Annotated in this window: 15 protein-coding genes and 1 pseudogene; 6 read left to right on the forward strand and 10 right to left on the reverse strand. The window is 71.6% G+C overall.

The genetic code is table 11. The features are described from left to right. The 3 genes from AB4Y76_RS20850 to AB4Y76_RS20860 form a co-directional block, all read right to left on the reverse strand. Positions 1-3080, reverse strand: a 3080-nt coding sequence (locus tag AB4Y76_RS20850; RefSeq protein WP_441928837.1) for an Ig-like domain-containing protein, incomplete at its 3' end; no start/stop codon positions are given. 63 nt (positions 3081-3143) lie between these two features. After that, complete coding sequence (locus tag AB4Y76_RS20855; protein WP_441928839.1) at positions 3144-4397, reverse strand: APC family permease; 1254 nt, start codon at positions 4395-4397, stop codon at positions 3144-3146. A 13-nt stretch (positions 4398-4410) separates the two neighbouring features. After that, the gene (locus AB4Y76_RS20860) at positions 4411-5697 is read right to left on the reverse strand and encodes an adenylosuccinate synthase (protein WP_441928840.1); all 1287 of its coding nucleotides are present in this window, start codon (positions 5695-5697) and stop codon (positions 4411-4413) included. A 183-nt stretch (positions 5698-5880) separates the two neighbouring features. Here AB4Y76_RS20860 and AB4Y76_RS20865 point away from each other — a divergent pair, with 183 nt between their 5' ends. Further along, positions 5881-6783 (forward strand): diacylglycerol/lipid kinase family protein, encoded by a 903-nt coding sequence (locus AB4Y76_RS20865; protein WP_441928842.1) that lies wholly within the window; start codon positions 5881-5883, stop codon positions 6781-6783. Here the strand turns inward: AB4Y76_RS20865 and AB4Y76_RS20870 are convergent. Beyond that, entirely contained in the window at positions 6780-7586 is an 807-nt protein-coding gene (locus tag AB4Y76_RS20870; RefSeq protein WP_441928844.1) for a methyltransferase domain-containing protein, read from the reverse strand. The two genes, AB4Y76_RS20865 and AB4Y76_RS20870, sit on opposite strands and share 4 nt — an antisense overlap. Positions 7587-7648: 62 nt before the next feature. Beyond that, positions 7649-8074, reverse strand: a complete 426-nt coding sequence (locus AB4Y76_RS20875) for a DUF3151 domain-containing protein (RefSeq protein WP_441928845.1) — start codon at positions 8072-8074, stop codon at positions 7649-7651. Positions 8075-8203: 129 nt separating this feature from the next. On the opposite strand from AB4Y76_RS20875, the gene AB4Y76_RS20880 reads away from it, so the two are divergent. Both AB4Y76_RS20880 and AB4Y76_RS20885 read left to right on the forward strand, forming a co-directional pair. Continuing rightward, positions 8204-9637 (forward strand): DHA2 family efflux MFS transporter permease subunit, encoded by a 1434-nt coding sequence (locus AB4Y76_RS20880; RefSeq protein ID WP_441928859.1) that lies wholly within the window; start codon positions 8204-8206, stop codon positions 9635-9637. A gap of 69 nt (positions 9638-9706) precedes the next feature. Continuing rightward, on the forward strand, positions 9707-10816 hold the full coding sequence (locus AB4Y76_RS20885) for an acyltransferase family protein (protein WP_441928847.1): 1110 nt from the start codon (positions 9707-9709) through the stop codon (positions 10814-10816). Here the strand turns inward: AB4Y76_RS20885 and fbaA are convergent. Next, positions 10801-11832: a class II fructose-bisphosphate aldolase gene (gene fbaA / locus AB4Y76_RS20890; protein WP_441928849.1), complete on the reverse strand. Its 1032-nt coding sequence runs from the start codon at positions 11830-11832 to the stop codon at positions 10801-10803. The genes AB4Y76_RS20885 and fbaA overlap by 16 nt on opposite strands. A gap of 67 nt (positions 11833-11899) precedes the next feature. Between fbaA and AB4Y76_RS20895 the strand changes: the two genes are divergently transcribed. Continuing rightward, positions 11900-12268, forward strand: a complete 369-nt coding sequence (locus tag AB4Y76_RS20895; protein WP_441928850.1) for a hypothetical protein — start codon at positions 11900-11902, stop codon at positions 12266-12268. A gap of 5 nt (positions 12269-12273) precedes the next feature. On the opposite strand, the gene AB4Y76_RS20900 is transcribed toward AB4Y76_RS20895, so the two are convergent. After that, the gene (locus AB4Y76_RS20900) at positions 12274-12918 is read right to left on the reverse strand and encodes a TrmH family RNA methyltransferase (protein WP_441928861.1); all 645 of its coding nucleotides are present in this window, start codon (positions 12916-12918) and stop codon (positions 12274-12276) included. A 163-nt stretch (positions 12919-13081) separates the two neighbouring features. Here AB4Y76_RS20900 and AB4Y76_RS20905 point away from each other — a divergent pair, with 163 nt between their 5' ends. Continuing rightward, a complete protein-coding gene (locus AB4Y76_RS20905) occupies positions 13082-13795 on the forward strand; it encodes a DedA family protein (protein ID WP_441928852.1) in 714 nt (237 codons plus the stop codon). Here AB4Y76_RS20905 and pyrE read toward each other — a convergent pair. Next, a complete protein-coding gene (gene pyrE, locus AB4Y76_RS20910; RefSeq protein ID WP_441928854.1) occupies positions 13778-14317 on the reverse strand; it encodes an orotate phosphoribosyltransferase in 540 nt (179 codons plus the stop codon). The genes AB4Y76_RS20905 and pyrE overlap by 18 nt on opposite strands. Before the next feature lie 9 nt (positions 14318-14326). Then, a complete protein-coding gene (locus tag AB4Y76_RS20915; RefSeq protein WP_441928856.1) occupies positions 14327-15061 on the reverse strand; it encodes a class E sortase in 735 nt (244 codons plus the stop codon). 31 nt (positions 15062-15092) lie between these two features. Here AB4Y76_RS20915 and AB4Y76_RS20920 point away from each other — a divergent pair, with 31 nt between their 5' ends. After that, positions 15093-16265, forward strand: a complete 1173-nt coding sequence (locus tag AB4Y76_RS20920) for a pyridoxal phosphate-dependent aminotransferase (RefSeq protein ID WP_441928857.1) — start codon at positions 15093-15095, stop codon at positions 16263-16265. Here AB4Y76_RS20920 and AB4Y76_RS20925 read toward each other — a convergent pair. After that, positions 16201-16734 (reverse strand): annotated as a pseudogene (locus AB4Y76_RS20925) (hypothetical protein); the annotation flags it as partial. The gene AB4Y76_RS20920 and the pseudogene AB4Y76_RS20925 sit on opposite strands and share 65 nt — an antisense overlap.

Here is a 16734-nt window from a genome sequence, read left to right on the forward strand (position 1 = left end):
GTCTGCGGACCCTGCGGCAGCGCCGTCGTCGGAGCGCACGCCCACGTGCCGTCGCCCTGGACCGTCGCGGTGCAGACGATGTTGCCGCCCGCGTCGGTCACCGTCACCTTCGCGTCCGCCTCACCAGTACCCGTGATCGTCGGCTTGGTCGTGTTCACCACCGCACCCTCGGCCGGACCCGTGATCTGCGGCGCGGCCGGCACGGTCGTGTCGACCGTGAACGTCACCGTGTCGGGCGCACTGGTGTGCCCCGACGGATCGGTCTGCGTCGCGGTCAGCGTCTGCTCACCCGCCGGCAGCGCCGTCGTCGCGTCACACGACCACGTGCCGTCCAGCTGGACCGTCGCAGAGCACACGACATTGCCGCCCGCGTCGGTGACCGTCACCTTCGCGTCCGCCTCACCGGTGCCGCTGATCGTCGGCTTGGTGGTGTTGACCACCGCACCCTCAGCCGGACCTTCGATCACCGGCGGACTCGGCGCACCGCTGTCGACCGTGAACGTCACCTGGTCAGGCACGCTCGTGTTACCCGACGGATCGGTCTGCGTCGCGGTCAACGTCTGCTGACCCTCCGGAAGACCTGCGGTGGGATCACACGACCAGGTGCCGTCGCCCTTGACCTTCGTGGAGCAGACGACATTGCCGCCCGCGTCGGTGACCGTCACCGTCGCACCGTCCTCACCCGTGCCCGTGATCGACGGCGTCGCGGTGTTCACCACCGCACCCTCAACCGGGCCTTCGATCACCGGAGCGTCCGGCGCTGTCGTGTCGACCGTGAACGTCACGTTGACGGGCGCACTGGTGTTGCCGGCCGGGTCGATCTGCGTCGCCGTGAGGGTCTGCGGACCGTCGGGAAGCGGGCTCGACGGGATGCACGACCACGTGCCTCCCGCCTGAACGAGCGCGGTGCACACCGTGGCGCCGGATCCGTCGGTCACCTTGACGGTCGCGCCCGCCTCACCGGTGCCGGTGATCGTCGGCTTGGTGGTGTTCACCACCGAACCCTCGGCCGGGCCCGTGATCAAGGGAGCAGCGGGCGCGGTCGCGTCGACGGTGAAGCTCTGGCTGTCGGACGGACCGGTGTTCCCGGCCGGGTCCTTCTGGGTCGCGGTCACGGTGTGGCCGCCGTCGGACAGCGGGGTCGTGGGAGCGCAGGACCAGGAGCCGTCCGGCTGGACCGTGGCGGTGCAGACCGTGGTCGCGCCCTCCTTGACCGTGACGGTGTCGCCGGGCGTGCCGGTGCCGGTGATCGCCGGCTTGGCGTCGTTGGTGGTCGAGCCCTCCGCCGGCGTCATGATGACCGGCGCCACGGGCAGCGGCGCGTTGACGGTGAAGGTCGACGTCGAGGCGCCGCTCTCCAGGCCGATGGGGTTGGTCTGCGTCGCGCTGATCGTGTGCGCCCCGTTCGGGAACAGGCTCGCCGGGCAGGTCCAGGTGCCGGCCACCGTCACCGTGGTGGTGCAGATCGTGGTCCCGCCCTCCTTGACGGTGACGGTGTTGCCCGCGATGCCGGTGCCCGAGACCACCTGGGAGGAGGCGGTGACGGTGGAGCCGTTGACCGGCGTCGAGATCACCGGTGCCGCCGGCGCGAGCACGGAGGGGAACGCGTACGGCGTCGTCGAGGCGGTGTCGCCCTTGTCGGTCGCGGGCAGCGCGTTGCCGTTGGTCGAGCTCTCCTTGGTCGCGTTGCCGCCCGTGGAGGTCGTCGCTGCCTGGTTCGTCTTGGCGATCGCGCCGTGCGGGTTGGCGAACCGGACGTCGGCGCTGATGGTGATCGTGCAGGACTGCCCCGCGTCGAGGTAGTCGGTCGAGGATCCCGTCAGCAGGGTGTTGGTCCCGGTACCGGTGTAGCCGGCGTTCGCCGTGCACGCCGCCACGTTGGAGGGCGAGCTCGTGTCGGAGGCGACGCCGGTGACCGAGACGTTCGAGATCGTGCCGGTCGGCGCGCCCGAGCCGGAGCCGAAAGCGTTGGCCAGGTTGTCGGAGACCTGCGGGCCGTACACGCGCAGCGCCCCGGCAGCACCGGTGTTGCCGACCTTGACCGTGGTGGTCGTGCGGTACGTCGTACCGAAGGCGTCCTGGGCGACGGGGGTGCCGCTGACCGAGCCGGCCTTGACCGCGTCGAGCGCCTGGCAGCCCCAGATGTCGGAGATGGCGACGTTCGAGGCCGGTGCACCGGCGGAGCCCTGGAAGCTTCCGCCGATGATGATCGTGTCGACCGCGCCGGCCGAGGTGTACGACGCCGTCTGGCGGTTGTCGACGTTCTCGCGCCAGTACTGGTCGGTGACCCCCCGGATCGTCGAGATCCAGCTGTTGCCGGCCGCGGCCTGGGTCAGCTCCTGGAAGGTCGACCCGGCGTACGCCTTGGCCGTGTGCTGGACGACGGTGCCCCCGTTCGACATCTGCACGCGCACGCCGGTGTCGTCGTCGATGCCGGTGATGTTGAACTGCAGCTTGGCCGCGTGCGGCAGCGTGATCTTGAGCGTCTTGAAGCCGCGGGTGTCGACACCGCCGGGCACGGTCTGGGAGTCGTCGTAGCTGGCGGCGCGGCCGAACTGCAGCCAGGCCCCCGTCAGCCGGTTCACGCCGTCGCCGCTCGCCGCACCGGTCCAGGTCCGCCGGTTGACGACCGGCGGGGAGGTGGCGGTGCCGGACTGGGGAATGCCGGTGATCCCGGTCCACTCCTGGTTGTTGCCCTTGGTGACCTGGTCGCCGTGCACGACGGTCAGCGTCGCCTCGTCGGTGTCGGGGTAGCCGTCGCCGCCGTCACCGAGGGTGAAGGTCTGGCCGATCGTCGACACCGGTCCGTTCTGGGTCGCGTTGCCGTTCACCAGCCCCGCGGCGTTCGTGTCCGCCGGCAGCGTGGAGCCGGTGCCACCCATGCTGGTGATCCGGGTGAGCGAGGCGTCGGTGCAGCCGAGCTCGTTGACGAACGCGGTGTTGGCCACCGTGTCGATGTTCGCGGCGAGGGCCGGCGAGGTCGGCAGGACGACCATCAGGGCGGCGAGCACGACACTCGCGACGGAGACGTAGAGCGCGCGGGTCGGCGCGGTCCACGAACGGGCAGGGCGAGCAGTCACGGGGCGGTCCTTAACGGTGCAGAAGAAGTCGACATGACTTCGACGCAGCCACCGGACGCGGTATTACGGTTCGGTCGGCAAATTCTTCGGCGCGCTCCGGCCGCGCCGCACTGCGCGACCCGTCACCCCGACCAGCAGCACCAGCACGCCCACGGCGACCGCGCCGAGCGGCAGCGTCACCACGAGCAGCACGCACCCGACCGCGCCGACCACCGCGCGAAGGCGGGCCGCCGGCCCGGGCCCCACCCGGTACGCCGCGAGGTTCGCGACCAGGTAGTAGAGCAGCACCCCGAACGACGAGAAGCCGATCGCGCCGCGCAGGTCGGTCAGCAGGACCAGCACCAGGACCACGGTCCCGACCGTCAGCTCGGCCCGGGCCGGTGTCCCGAATCGTGGGTGCACCGCGGCCAGCGCCCTCGGCAGATCACCCTCGCGCGCCATCGCCAGCGCCGTGCGCCCGACACCGGCCCCCAGCGCGAGCAGCGCGCCCAGCGCGGCCAGCGCCGCCAGCACCCGCACCACCGGGACCAGGACGTCGGCACCCGCCGCCCGGGCCACCTCGGCCAGCGGCGAGGAGGACGACGCCAGCGCGGGCGCGCCCAGGACCAGGAGCGCGACCACTCCGACAGCGGCGTACAGGACGACGGCACCGGTGAACGCGCCGCGGATGGCGCGCGGGATCACCCGCTCCGGGTCGCGCACCTCCTCCCCCAGCGTCGCGATCCGGGCGTACCCGGCGAACGCGAAGAAGAGCAGTCCGGCCGACTGCAGGACGCCGTACCAGCCGTCCGGCGGTCCGGTCCGCGGGCCGGCTCCCTCCCGGCCGACCGCGACGGCCCCGACGACGACCAGCACGACCAGCCCGGCGATCACCAGGGTGACCAGCAGCCGGGTCAGCGCCGCGGTCCGGGTCACGCCGGCGCAGTTCACCGCGGTGAGCACCAGCACCGCCAGCGCCGCGACCTCGCGCTCGTGCCCGGGCGACAGGTACGCCGCCGCGGTCAGTGCCATCGCCGCGGAGCTCGCCGTCTTGCCGATCACGAAGGACCAGCCGGCCAGGAAGCCGGGCCACGGCCCGAGCACCTCGCGCCCGTAGAGGTAGGTGCCGCCCGCGCGGGGGTAGCGCGCGGCCAGCACCGCCGACGAGCGGGCGTTGCACCACGCGACCCCGGCGGCGAGCAGCAGGCCGGCCAGAAGCCAGGAGCCGGCCACTTCGGCGGCCGGAGCCCAGACGGCGAAGACGCCGGCGCCGACCATCGACCCGAGTCCGATCCAGACGGCGTCCCTCAGGCCGAGCCGCCGTTCGAGGCGGTCCACCTCGGTCGCGCGGTCAGCGCTCGTTGACGACGACGGTCTGCTCCCGGCCCGGACCGACACCGACGGCCCAGAACGGCGCACCGGAGATCTCCTCGAGCGCCCTGACGTAGGTCTGGGCGTTCTTCGGCAGCTCCTCGAAGCTGCGGCATCCGGAGATGTCGGTCCCCCAGCCGTCGAAGTACTCGTAGACCGGCGTCGCGTGGTGGAACTCGGTCTGCGTCATCGGCATCTCGTCGTGGCGGACACCGTCGACCTCGTAGGCCACGCACACCGGGATCCGCTCCCAGGTGTCGAGCACGTCCAGCTTGGTCAGGTAGAAGTCGGTGAGGCCGTTGACCCGGGCGGCGTAGCGCGCGACCACGGCGTCGTACCAGCCGCAGCGGCGGGTCCGGCCGGTCGAGACGCCGACCTCGCCGCCGATCCGCTGCAGGTTCTCGCCGTCCTCGTCGAAGAGCTCGGTGGGGAACGGCCCGGAGCCGACCCTCGTCGAGTAGGCCTTGATCACGCCGATGACGCGGTCGATCCGGGTCGGGCCGATGCCGGCGCCGGTGCAGACGCCGCCCGCGACCGGGCTGCTGCTGGTGACGAACGGGTAGGTGCCGTGGTCGACGTCGAGCATCGTCGCCTGGGCGCCCTCGAAGAGCACGGTCCTGCCGTCGTCGAGCGCCTTGTTCAGCAGCAGGCTGGTGTCGGCGACCATCGGGCGCAGCCGGTCGGTGTAGGCCAGCAGCTCCTCGACCACCGCATCGACCTCGATCGCGCGCCGGTTGTAGACCTTGGTCAGCACCTGGTTGCGGACGTCGAGCGCGGCCTCCACCTTCTGGCGCAGGATCTTCTCGTCGAACAGGTCCGCGACCCGGATGCCGACGCGGTTCACCTTGTCGCCGTACGCCGGCCCGATGCCGCGGCCGGTGGTGCCGATCTGGTTCTTGCCGAGGAAGCGCTCGGAGACCTTGTCGATCGTCTGGTGGTACGACGCGATCACGTGCGCGTTCGAGCTCACCACGAGCTGCGCCACCTCGACACCGCGCTCGATCAGCCCGTCGAGCTCACGGAAGAGCGCCTCCGGCGAGACGACGACGCCGTTGGCGATCACCGACGTCGCGCCGGGGGTCAGGATGCCGCTGGGCAGCAGGTGGGTGGCGTACTTCTCGCCGTTGACGACGATCGTGTGACCGGCGTTGTGGCCGCCGCTGGTGCGGACCACGTAGTCGATGGGCTGGCTGGTGGCGAGCAGGTCGGTCGCCTTGCCTTTGCCTTCGTCGCCCCACTGGGCTCCGAGGACCACGATCGCGGGCATGAGCACCCTCCTCAGGTGTTCCGGCGGCCCCGCCTGATGTCTCAGGGCGGGCGGACGCCCGGCCCGGAAAACACAGCGAGCCCGACGTGCAACAGCACGGGGCTCTTGCGGCGTCACGTTACCAGAACCGGGCCCTCGGCCTCGCTGCCGCGGGCCGGGGACCCACCGGCTACGGTGTCCGGCGTGGAACCGCTGCTGCTGATCACCCATGCCGAGGCCGGCAACAGCGACGCCCTCGGCGAGGCGCTCGAGGTGATCGGCGAGCGCACCTCGGTCGAGGTCGCGGAGACCAGCAACCCGGGCGAGCTGGACAGCGTCCTGCACCGGGCCGGGTCGCGGCCGATCGTGGTCGCCGGCGGCGACGGCAGCCTGCACGCGGTCGTCGCGCAGCTGCACCGCCGCAACGACCTGCGCGGCAAGGTGCTCGGCCTGCTCCCGCTCGGCACCGGCAACGACTTCGCTCGCACCGTCGGCCTCCCGACCGATCCGGTCGAGGCCGCGCACGCCCTGCTGGCGGCGGAGCCGCGGCCGATGGACCTCATCGTCGACGAGCTCGGCGAGGTCGTCGTGAACAACGTCCACGCGGGCACGAGCGCGCTCGCCGCGAAGCACGGCGCCACCTGGAAGGAACGGCTCGGGCCCTTCGGGCTCGGCCTGGTCGGCTACCCGCTGGGGGCGGCCCGCGCGGCGCTGAACCCGTCCTCGGTGCGGCTCCGCGTCGAGGTCGACGGCGTCGTGGTCGCGGACGTCGACAAGAACCTGCTGATGGTCGCGGTCGGCAACGGCGCCACCGTGGGCGGGGGCGCGCCGGTCACCCCGGAGGCCGACCCGGAGGACGGGAAGGCCGACGTGATGGTCTCCTTCGCGACCGGTCCCCTGGCCCGGCTGGGGTACGCGGTCGACCTGGTCCGCGGCGCCCACCCCGAACGCCGCGACGTGGTCTACCTGCGCGGCGAGCGGGTCTCGGTCTCCGGCGACGAGTTCTGGATCAGCGCCGACGGCGAGACCAGCGGCCCGGAGCGGCGCCGGACCTGGCACGTCGAGCCGGCGGCGTACTCGCTGCTGGTGCCGCGCCAGGACGCCTAGGACTCCTGGGCCGCGCGCCGGCCGATGCCGATGAAGAGCGGCGCGAACATGGTCGGGCGCACCTCCGCGGCGTCCATCCGCTCGAAGGCGGCCGCCCAGCGGTCGAGGTCGTCCTGCGTCACGGCGCCCTCGGCGAGCATCGCGGCCCGCGCCGCCCACACCGGGGGCCGGAGTCCCGGCGCCGCGGTGAGCAGGTTGTAGGTCCCGGTGAAGTCGACGACGTCGAGCCCGGCGGCGGCGAGGAGCTTGCCGAGCCGGAGGCCGACCATCGGGTCGTTGCCGCGGGCCGCGTGGAAGCGGGCGTACCGGTCGGTGAGGTCGGCGAGGTCGGGGTCGCCGTCGATCATCCGGATGCCGGTGAGGTCGACGTCGACGAGGTACACCGCCCCGCCGGGACGGACCAGCGTCGCGAGGTGGTCGACGATGTCCTGCTCGGCTCCGCCGTTGTGGGCCAGGACGTGGCGCATCATCACCACGTCGGCGCCGCCCTGCGGCAGTCCGGTCGCCTCGGCCGGTGCCTGCCGGAGCTCGACGTTCGCCAGGCCGGACTCCGCGACGACCTGGCGGGCCGCGGCGAGGGCCTCGTCGGCGCGCTCGACGCCGGTCACCCGGCCGTCCGGGCCGACGAGCCGGGCGAGCTCGACGCTCATCGCGGCGGGCCCGCAGCCGACGTCCGCGACCACCGCACCCGCGGCGATCCCGGCCAGGGCCAGCTGACGCTGCTCGCCGGCGAGAGCGTGCTGGGCCATCAGCCGGTAGCGGGCGATCTCGACGTCGCTCACGGCGAGCGTGTAGTCGGCCATGCCCGCCAGCATCACGCGCTCCGCCCGGCCGTGTCCATGGCCCGGCCGGGCGGGGCGCGGGATCACATCAGGGCGTCGTACGCCTCGGGGCTGGAGTCGCGGAGGAACTGGCCGCAGCGCTCCTCCTCCGCGGTCTCGCCGATCGCGCCGGCGGCACGGGTGAGCGCCGCGAGCGCCCGCAGGAAGCCCCGGTTCGGGACGTGGTCCCACGGCACCGGGCCGTGGCCCTTCCAGCCGTTGCGGCGCAGCAGGTCGAGGCTGCGGTGGTAGCCGACGCGGGCGAACGCGTAGGCGACGACGGGGTCCGAGCCCTCGTGCAGCTGGGCCTCGGCCAGCACCGCCCAGGCGAGCGGGGACTCGGGGTGCGCCGTGACGACGGTCCGCGGGTCCTCGCCCGCGGCCAGCGGGGCCGCTGCCGGGTCCTCGGGGAGGCGGGTCGGGGGCGGGCCGGCCATCAGGTCGCTACCGGTGAAATTCGAGGGGGTCATGGAGTAATTGTCCACGACCGGGTGTTGGCTAGGTCTGTGACCCAGACGAAGACCTCGGCGAGCGCCCCGGCCGCGCAGCCCGACATCCGGCCCTGGCCCGCGCTCTTCGCGCTCGTGCTGGGCTTCTTCATGATCCTGGTGGACCTGACGATCGTGACGGTGGCGACGCCGACGATCATCGAGAAGCTGGACGCCAGCGTGAACGAGGTCGTCTGGGTCTCCAGCGCCTACATGCTCGCGTACGCCGTCCCGGTGCTGATCATGGGACGCCTGGGTGACAGGTTCGGCTCGAAGAAGCTCTACCTGACCGGTCTGACCGTCTTCACCCTCGCCTCGCTCTGGTGCGGTCTCACCACGACCATCACGATGCTGATCGTCGCCCGGGTCGTGCAGGGGCTCGGCGCCTCGATGATCACGCCGCAGACGATGGCGATCATCACCCGGATCTTCCCGGCCGCCGAGCGCGGCAAGGCGATGGCCGTCTGGGGCGCCACCGCGGGCGCGGCCATGGTCGTCGGCCCGATCCTGGGTGGCGTCCTCACCACCGGCCTCGGCTGGGAGTGGATCTTCTTCGTCAACGTCCCGGTCGGGATCGTGGGCTTCGTCCTGGCCATGCGCCTGGTGCCGTCGCTGCCGACCAACCAGCACAGCTTCGACTGGCTGGGCGTCGCGCTCTCCGGCATCGGCCTCTTCCTGCTCGCGTTCGGCATCCAGCAGGGTCACCAGGAGGACTGGGCGCCGTGGATCATCGCGATGATCGTCGGCGGCGTGCTCACGCTGGCGCTGTTCGTGTTCTGGCAGTCCCGCAACAAGAAGGAGCCGCTGGTCCCGCTGAGCCTCTTCCGGGACCGGAACTTCTCGGTCTCCAACGTCGCGATCACCGTGATGGGCTTCGTCGGCGTCTCGATGGGCTACCCGCTGATGCTGTGGGCGCAGGCCGTACGCGGCTACTCGCCGACGCAGTCGGCCCTGCTGCTCTTCCCGATGGCGGTCATGTCGATCATCCTGGCGCGGCCGGTCGGCAATCTCACCGACCGGGTGCACCCGCGCATCATCGTCGGGACCGGCTTCGCGCTCAGCATCGTCGGCATGTTCTCGCTGGCCACCCAGATCAAGCCGGACTCGCAGATCTGGCTGATCGCGGTGTTCCAGGTGATCCTCGGTGCCGGCAACGCGTTCATCTGGGCGCCGACCGCCGCGACCGCGAACCGCAACCTGCCGCTGAACCTGGCCGGCGCCGGCGCCGGCGTCTACAACGCGACCCGTCAGGTCGGCTCGGTCGTCGGCTCGGCCGCGATCGCGGTGATGATGGACAGCCGGATCTCGCACTTCCTGCCCGGTGCGGCGGCGCACGGCGACGCCGGGGCCGCGCAGATCACCGACCCGCAGGCGGCCGAGCTGTTCTCCAAGGCGATGCAGCAGTCGTTCCTGCTGCCGGCCAGCCTGTACTTCGTCGGCCTCGCTGCGGTGATGTTCTACGAGAAGCCGAAGCACGTCGGGTACGGCGCCGCGACGCACGCCGCACCCGCGGCGACACCGGTCGAAGCGGTTTCGCCGGAATAGTCCCGAAACGACCCGTCGCGTTTTCGGATATCTGCGACGGGTCCCCGCGGGGCGTGCCAACCTCCCGTCATGAACCACCGCCCCGAGCTGGACGGCATCCGTGCCTTCGCCGTGCTCGGCGTGGTCGGCTGCCACTCCTTCGTCGCCCTCTTCGCCGGCGGCTGGCTCGGCGTGGACGTGTTCTTCGTCCTCTCCGGCTACCTGATCACCACGATCCTGCTCGGCGAGCGGGAGCGCACCGGCACGATCGACATCGGCCGGTTCTGGGTGCGACGCCTGCTCCGGCTGGTGCCCGCGTTCGCTTTCGTCCTGCTGCTCGGCGCGTTCTTCTACCAGGCGCTCGGGGCCGGCGGCACGCTGCTGGGCTACCTCGGCACCGCGGGGGCGGCGGGACTGTACGTCGAGAACTTCGTGGTGGTGCTCACCGGCCACGAGCCCGGCCGGTTCGGGCACACCTGGAGCCTCGCGGTGGAGATGCAGTTCTACCTGCTCTGGCCGCTCGTCCTGGCCTGGCTGCTCCGCACCGGGCGCCGGCTGGTGCCCTGGGTGTGCGCGGCGATCGCGTCGAGCTTCGTGCTGTTCATCGTCTTCATCGGCTGGACCGCGAAGGACGTGCTGCCCGCGTCGTACTACCTGCCGTGGTGCCGTGGCTGGGAGCTGCTGATCGGCGCCCTGGTGGCGATCCGGCTCGCGAACCGGCCCGCGCCGGACCCGGTCGGTCGCCCCGGCAGGCGCTGGACCGGCTGGGTGCTGCTCGTCGCCATGGGCGTCCTGGTCCTGGTGGCCGACGCCTGGTGGATGTTCGCGGACCAGAAGGCGCTGCTCTGGCAGGCCCCGATCGCGGTCGGTCTCACCGCGCTGCTGCTTCTCCACCTGGACCGGGTCCGCACCACCGGCGTCGGGGCGCTGCTCGCCTGGCGGCCGGTCGCGTGGCTCGGCTCGATCTCCTACTGCGTCTACCTGGTGCACTACCCGGTGGTGTGGGTGATCGGCCGCTACCGCCTGTTCGGCGACTCCTCGACGCTCTTCCCGGCGGTCCTGGTGATCAGCGTCGCGATCGCCGCGTTCTCGATGAAGTACATCGAGAAGCCGGCCCTCGGACTCAAGGACCGGCTCTCGACGAAGCCGTCGCCGTCAGCGGCGAACTCGGCGAGCGGTCAGGCTCAGCCGACCGCCTGACCGGTGCTGCGGAGGTTCTCGCAGGCCTCGACGACCCGGGCCGCCATCCCGGCCTCGGCCGCCTTGCCCCACGCCCGTGGGTCGTAGGCCTTCTTGTTGCCGACCTCGCCGTCGACCTTGAGGACGCCGTCGTAGTTGGTGAACATGTGCGCCGCGGCCGGGCGGGTGAACGCGTACTGGGTGTCGGTGTCGACGTTCATCTTGACCACGCCGAAGTCGACCGCGGCCGCGATCTCCTCCGGGGTCGAGCCGGAGCCGCCGTGGAAGACCAGGTCGAACGGCTTCGAGCCGGCCGCCAGGCCGAGCTTGTCGACGACGGCCTCCTGCGCGGCCTTGAGGATCTCCGGGCGGAGCTTGACGTTGCCCGGCTTGTAGACACCGTGCACGTTGCCGAAGGTGAGCGCCGTCATGTAGCGGCCGTTCTCGCCGACGCCGAGCGCCGCGACGGTCGCCAGCGCGTCCTCGGGGGTGGTGTAGAGCTTCTCGTCGATCGCGCCGACGATGCCGTCCTCCTCGCCGCCGACGACGCCGATCTCGACCTCGAGGACGATGTGCGCGGCCGCGCACTCGGCGAGCAGCTCCTGGGCGATCTTCAGGTTCTCGTCCATCGGCACCGCGGAGCCGTCCCACATGTGCGACTGGAACAGCGGGGCCTCGCCGCGGGCGACGCGCTCCTTGCTGATCGCGATCAGCGGGCGGACGAAGCCGTCGAGCTTGTCCTTGGGGCAGTGGTCGGTGTGCAGCGCGATGTTGACCGGGTAGTTCTTGGCCACCTCGGCGGCGTACGCGGCGAACGCGACGGAGCCGGTGACCATGTTCTTGACGTTCGGGCCGGAGAGGTACTCCGCGCCGCCCGTGGAGATCTGGATGATGCCGTCACTCCCGGCGTCGGCGAAGCCCTGCAGCGCGGCGTTCAGCGTCTGCGACGACGAGACGTTGATGGCCGGGAAGGCGAACGCCTTCGACTTGGCCGCGTCCAGCATCTCGGCGTACTTCTCGGGGGTGGCGATGGGCATGCGAAATCTCCTCGGGAACGGTCCGGATGGGGCCAACACTAGTCGCAGCGCCGGATAGCGTCGGCACATGCTCACTCTGACTCCGCAGGCGCGCGCGATCGCGGCCTTCACCCTGGCCGTCGCCCTGCTCACGGGTCAGCTGAACCGGATCGCGTGGGCGACGCTCCTGGTGATCGGCGACGTGCTCCCGGCCGGTCGCGCCGGGCAGTTCCTGATCAGCCTGGTGCTGGTGGCGGTCGCGGCGGTCACGGTCGCCTTCGCCCTGAACGCGAGCCGCGGGCCGGTCGACGGCTGGGCTCTCCACCTCGCCCAGGCCGCGGTGGTCGTCGCCGCCGTCGGGCTCGGGATCGCCGCCCTGGCGGCGGTCGGCACCCTGGTCGACGCCAACCCGTCCAACTTCCCGGTCAGCCTGTTCAACTCGTCGTTCTTCGGCTGAGCCGGTCACCCCCGCCAGGCGTCGCCGCCGAGATCGGCGTACGCGCGGACCCAGGTGTGCATCGCGATCGCCGCGGCGGCGGAGGCGTTGATCGAGCGGGTCGACCCGAACTGCGCGATCGAGAAGGTCCCGTCGCAGGCCGCGCGGGCGCCGTCGGAGAGGCCGGGTCCCTCCTGGCCGAAGAGGAAGCAGACCTTCCTCGGCAGCTCCATCGTCTCCAGGTGCTCGGAGCCCGGCAGGTTGTCGATGCCGAGCAGGCGCACCGGCCCGGAGAGGTGGTGGTGCAGGTAGTCGGCGAGGTCCGCGGCGGTCGCGTGGTGCCGGACGTGCTGGTAGCGGTCGGTGACCATCGCGCCGCGCCGGTTCCAGCGCCGGTTGCCGACGATGTGCACCTCGGCGGCGAGGAACGCGTTGGCGCTGCGCACGATCGTCCCGATGTTGAAGTCGTGCTGCCAGTTCTCGATCGCCACGTGGAAGTCGTGCCGGCGGGTGTCGAGGTCGGCGACGATCGCCTCGACCGTCCAGTAGCGGTACCGGTCGACCACGTTGCGGCGGTCGCCGCCGGCCAGCAGCTCGGGGTCGTAGCGCGCGTCGGCCGGCCACGGTCCGGGCCAGGGGCCGACACCGACCTCGGCCGGTCCGTGCGGCATCGGGTCGTACGGCGCGCGCCCACGATCAGGTCCAGGATCGGGCCCGGGATCAGGCCCGGGATCGGACAGATGGGGCGTCCCCGGCTCGGCATCGCTCACGCACGAACCCTAGGCGCTGCCGGTACGTCAGCCGCCGTTCAGGCTGGCCAGATAGTCTCGCCGCGTGATCCTCGACGTGGTGCAGTTCGCCGGCATGAACTGGATGGACCCGAATTGGTGGCTCGACCAGTTCGGCCAGGAGTTCTTCTGGATCAGCGTCGCGATCATCTTCGTCGAGTGCGGGCTCTTCTTCCCGTTCCTCCCCGGTGACACCCTGCTGTTCGCGATGGGCCTGTTCATCGCCACCGACCGCATCGAGGTCGTCCCTGGGACCAGCAAGCCGGTCGACCTGGTCGTGGCGATCGCGATCCTCACCGTCTCGGCGTTCCTCGGCAACGTCACCGGCTACGAGATCGGCCGGAAGATCGGGCCACCGCTCGCGCAGCGGGACGGCCGGATCCTGAAGAGGAAGTACTTCGACGAGACCCAGGAGTTCTTCGCCAAGCACGGCAACAAGGCCCTGGTGATCGGCCGGTTCGTGCCGTTCGTGCGGACCTACGTGACCGTGGTCGCGGGCGTCGCGAAGATGGACCGCCGCCGGTTCATGATGTGGAGCGCGGTCGGCGCCGTCTTCTGGGTCACGATCATCACACTGCTCGGCTACCTGCTCGGCCAGCAGTACCCCGGCCTGGGCGACAACATCGACAAGGCCATCCTGGTCATCCTGGCCATCACGGTGATCCCGATCGCCTTCGAGTGGCTGAAGCGTCGCCGGCACCGCCGGCACGACGCCACCCCGAAGAGCGCGGGCCCCGACGTCTCAGATGTCGAGGTCTGAGATCCCGACCGCGTAGCGGTACTGCAGGCCCTCGGCCTCGACGGCCTCCCGCGCCCCGGTGTCGCGGTCCACGATCACCGCGACGCCGACCACGTCGGCACCGGCCGCCCGCAGCGCGGCGACCGCCTCGAGGACAGACCCGCCGGTGGTGGAGGTGTCCTCGACGGCCAGCACCCGGCGTCCGGCGACGTCCGGGCCCTCGATGAGCTTCTGCAGCCCGTGCACCTTCTGGGCCTTGCGGATCACGAACGCGTCCAGCGTCCGGCCGGCGACCGCGGCCTGGTGCATCATCGCGACCGCGACCGGGTCCGCGCCCAACGTCAGCCCGCCGACGGCGTCGAAGTCCCAGTCGGCGGTGAGCTCGAGCATGGTGCGCCCGATCGCCGGCGCCGCGGCCGCGTCCAGGGTGACCCGGCGCATGTCGACGTAGTAGTCGGCCTCACGGCCCGACGAGAGCGTGACCTTGCCACGCACGATCGCCTTGCTGTTGACCTGGTCGAGGAGGACGTCGCGATCAGTCATGGCAGGAGGCTATCCAGCGGTCTTGGGAGTGCTCTTGACCAGGTGCCCGAACGAGATCATCCGGTTGTCGGTGTGGAAGATCTCCGAGCAGGTGGTCAGCGTGATCAGTCGCTGGCCCTTGACCTGCTTGGGCTGCACGCCGCCCTTCGGGTTCGTCGGCAGCGGGTCGACCACCCAGACGTTGGTGAAGGAGACGATCAGGTCGTTGGGGTCGGTGTCGAGCACGTAGGTGTAGGTGACCTTGCGGGTCTCCACGATGACCTTGTCGCCGGGGCGCAGGTCCGGCATGTGCCGCAGCGGCTCGCCGTGGGTGACCCGGTGGCCGGCGAGGGCGTAGTTGCCGATCTGGCCGGGGCCGGCGGACTCCTCGAAGTGGCCGAAGCCCTTGGCCAGGATGTCGGGCGTGACGCCCTCGAGCACCGGGACGACGTAGTCGCGGCCGAACTTGGGGATCCGGATCAGCGCCGACGCCTCGCCCTTCGGGCAGAACTTGTCGCAACCCTGGCCGTTGGCCCAGTCCTGCTCGAGCTGCGAGGTGATCTCGCGCTGCTGGCGCTTGGAGACCCAGTTGGTCCCCCACAGCTGCCAGGCGACGTACGCCAGCAGGCCGAGGCCGGCCAGGATCATCCCGATCCCGATCCAGAGGGTGATCCGGCGGCCGGTGCTGCGGCGGGGCTTCCGGGTCCCCGGATCCACCTCGGCCGGGCCGTCGGCCACGGCCACGTCGTTCTGGTCGTCACTCACGCGGACATTGTGAACCACTACCGTCGACGGCATGGCTGAACACGCACTCCGTCTCAGCGGTATCGGCTCGACGATCTTCGCCGAGATGTCCGCGCTCGCCGTGCGGACGGGCTCGGTCAACCTCGGCCAGGGCTTCCCGGACGAGGACGGACCCGCCGAGGTCCTCGAGGCCGCGGTGGCGGCGGTGCGCGGCGGCCGCAACCAGTACCCGCCGGGGCACGGCACCCCCGAGCTGCTGGACGCGGTGATCGGCCACCAGCGCCGGCACTACGGGTTGGAGCTGACCCGGGCACAGGTGGTCGCCACCACCGGTGCCACCGAGGCGATCGCCGCCGCCCTGCTCGGCCTGGTCGACCCCGGCGACGAGGTGGTCGTGCTGGAGCCGTACTACGACTCCTACGTCGCGATGATCCAGATGGCCGGCGCGGTACGCCGCCCGGTCACCCTGCGCGCCCCGGACTTCCGGCTCGACCTCGACGTGCTCGCCGCCGCGATCACGCCGCGGACCCGGCTGATCCTGCTCAACACCCCGCACAACCCCACCGGCACCGTGCTCACCCGCGCCGAGCTCGAGGGCGTGGCCGCGCTGGCGATCGAGCACGACCTGGTCGTCGTCACCGACGAGGTCTACGAGCACCTCACCTTCGAGCCACCGCACGTCCCGCTGGCCACGCTGCCCGGGATGTTCGACCGCACGCTGACGATCTCCAGCGCCGGGAAGACCTTCTCGGTGACCGGCTGGAAGATCGGCTGGGCCAGCGGGCCGGAGCACCTGGTCGCCGCCGTCGAGGGCGCGAAGAACTGGCTCAGCTACTCCTCCGGCGCGCCGCTGCAGCCGGCCGTGGCGCTCGCCCTGAACGAGCACGACGCCTTCCACGAGGCGCTCGCCGCCGACCTGCGCGCCAAGCGGGACCGGCTCTGCGCCGGCCTGGCCGACCTCGGCATGACCGTCCACCGGCCGGCGGGGACGTACTTCGTCACGACCGACGTGTCGGCGTACGGGTACGCCGACGGGCGGGCCTTCTGCGCCGCCCTGCCGGAGCGGGCCGGCGTGGTCGCGATCCCGTCCCAGGTGTTCTACGACGACCTGGAGGAGGGCCGGCACCTGGTGCGCTGGGCGTTCTGCAAGCGGGCCGAGGTCATCGAGGAGGGACTGGACCGACTGGCGGCCGCCCGGAGCCTGCGGAGCCCGGCCGCTGGGTGAACCACTGCCGGGTGGGCCGCCGGGTCAGCCAGCCGAGGACGAGGCCGGCGGCCGCGGTCCAGGCGAGCAGTGGCAGGAACGACGCCGCGAGCAGCACCGAGAACAGGCCCGCCATCAGGGTCGAGGCGATCAGCATCGCCCAGGCCCAGGCGTGACCGCGCCAGGTGAACCAGGCGAGGACGGCGGCCCCGACGCACCAGAGCAGGACGATCGCGGAGGCCGTGATCGCGGGAGCGAGCAGGTCGGCCGCGTCCACGCCGGCGTCCCAGTTCTCGCTCTTCTGGACCATGTCGACGACGGCGTCGCCGTTCGCGGCCATCGCCGCGATCGCGATCAGGGACCCGAGCGCCGTCATCGTGGTGAACAACCAGGTCACCACGCAGGCGAGCCGGACCGCGGCCGGCCGGGACGCTGCCGGCGGACCGGCGGGCGCGCCGAGCGGCGGACCGAAGGGCGGGTGGGCCGGGTG

The organism is Marmoricola sp. RAF53, from assembly GCF_052114005.1.
Taxonomy (GTDB): domain Bacteria; phylum Actinomycetota; class Actinomycetes; order Propionibacteriales; family Nocardioidaceae; genus Marmoricola.

Bases quoted from the DNA above. Each gene is read 5' to 3' on its own strand.
- AB4Y76_RS20875 (WP_441928845.1), bottom strand. From the start codon at position 8,074: ATGACCCCCTCGAATTTCACCGGTAGCGACCTGATGGCCGGCCCGCCC.
- AB4Y76_RS20880 (WP_441928859.1), top strand. From the start codon at position 8,204: ATGATCCTGGTGGACCTGACGATCGTGACGGTGGCGACGCCGACGATC.
- AB4Y76_RS20920 (WP_441928857.1), top strand. From the start codon at position 15,093: ATGGCTGAACACGCACTCCGTCTCAGCGGTATCGGCTCGACGATCTTC.
- pyrE (WP_441928854.1), bottom strand. From the start codon at position 14,317: ATGACTGATCGCGACGTCCTCCTCGACCAGGTCAACAGCAAGGCGATC.
- AB4Y76_RS20860 (WP_441928840.1), bottom strand. From the start codon at position 5,697: ATGCCCGCGATCGTGGTCCTCGGAGCCCAGTGGGGCGACGAAGGCAAA.
- fbaA (WP_441928849.1), bottom strand. From the start codon at position 11,832: ATGCCCATCGCCACCCCCGAGAAGTACGCCGAGATGCTGGACGCGGCC.
- AB4Y76_RS20900 (WP_441928861.1), bottom strand. From the start codon at position 12,918: ATGCCGCACGGACCGGCCGAGGTCGGTGTCGGCCCCTGGCCCGGACCG.
- AB4Y76_RS20895 (WP_441928850.1), top strand. From the start codon at position 11,900: ATGCTCACTCTGACTCCGCAGGCGCGCGCGATCGCGGCCTTCACCCTG.
- AB4Y76_RS20885 (WP_441928847.1), top strand. From the start codon at position 9,707: ATGAACCACCGCCCCGAGCTGGACGGCATCCGTGCCTTCGCCGTGCTC.
- AB4Y76_RS20870 (WP_441928844.1), bottom strand. From the start codon at position 7,586: ATGGCCGACTACACGCTCGCCGTGAGCGACGTCGAGATCGCCCGCTAC.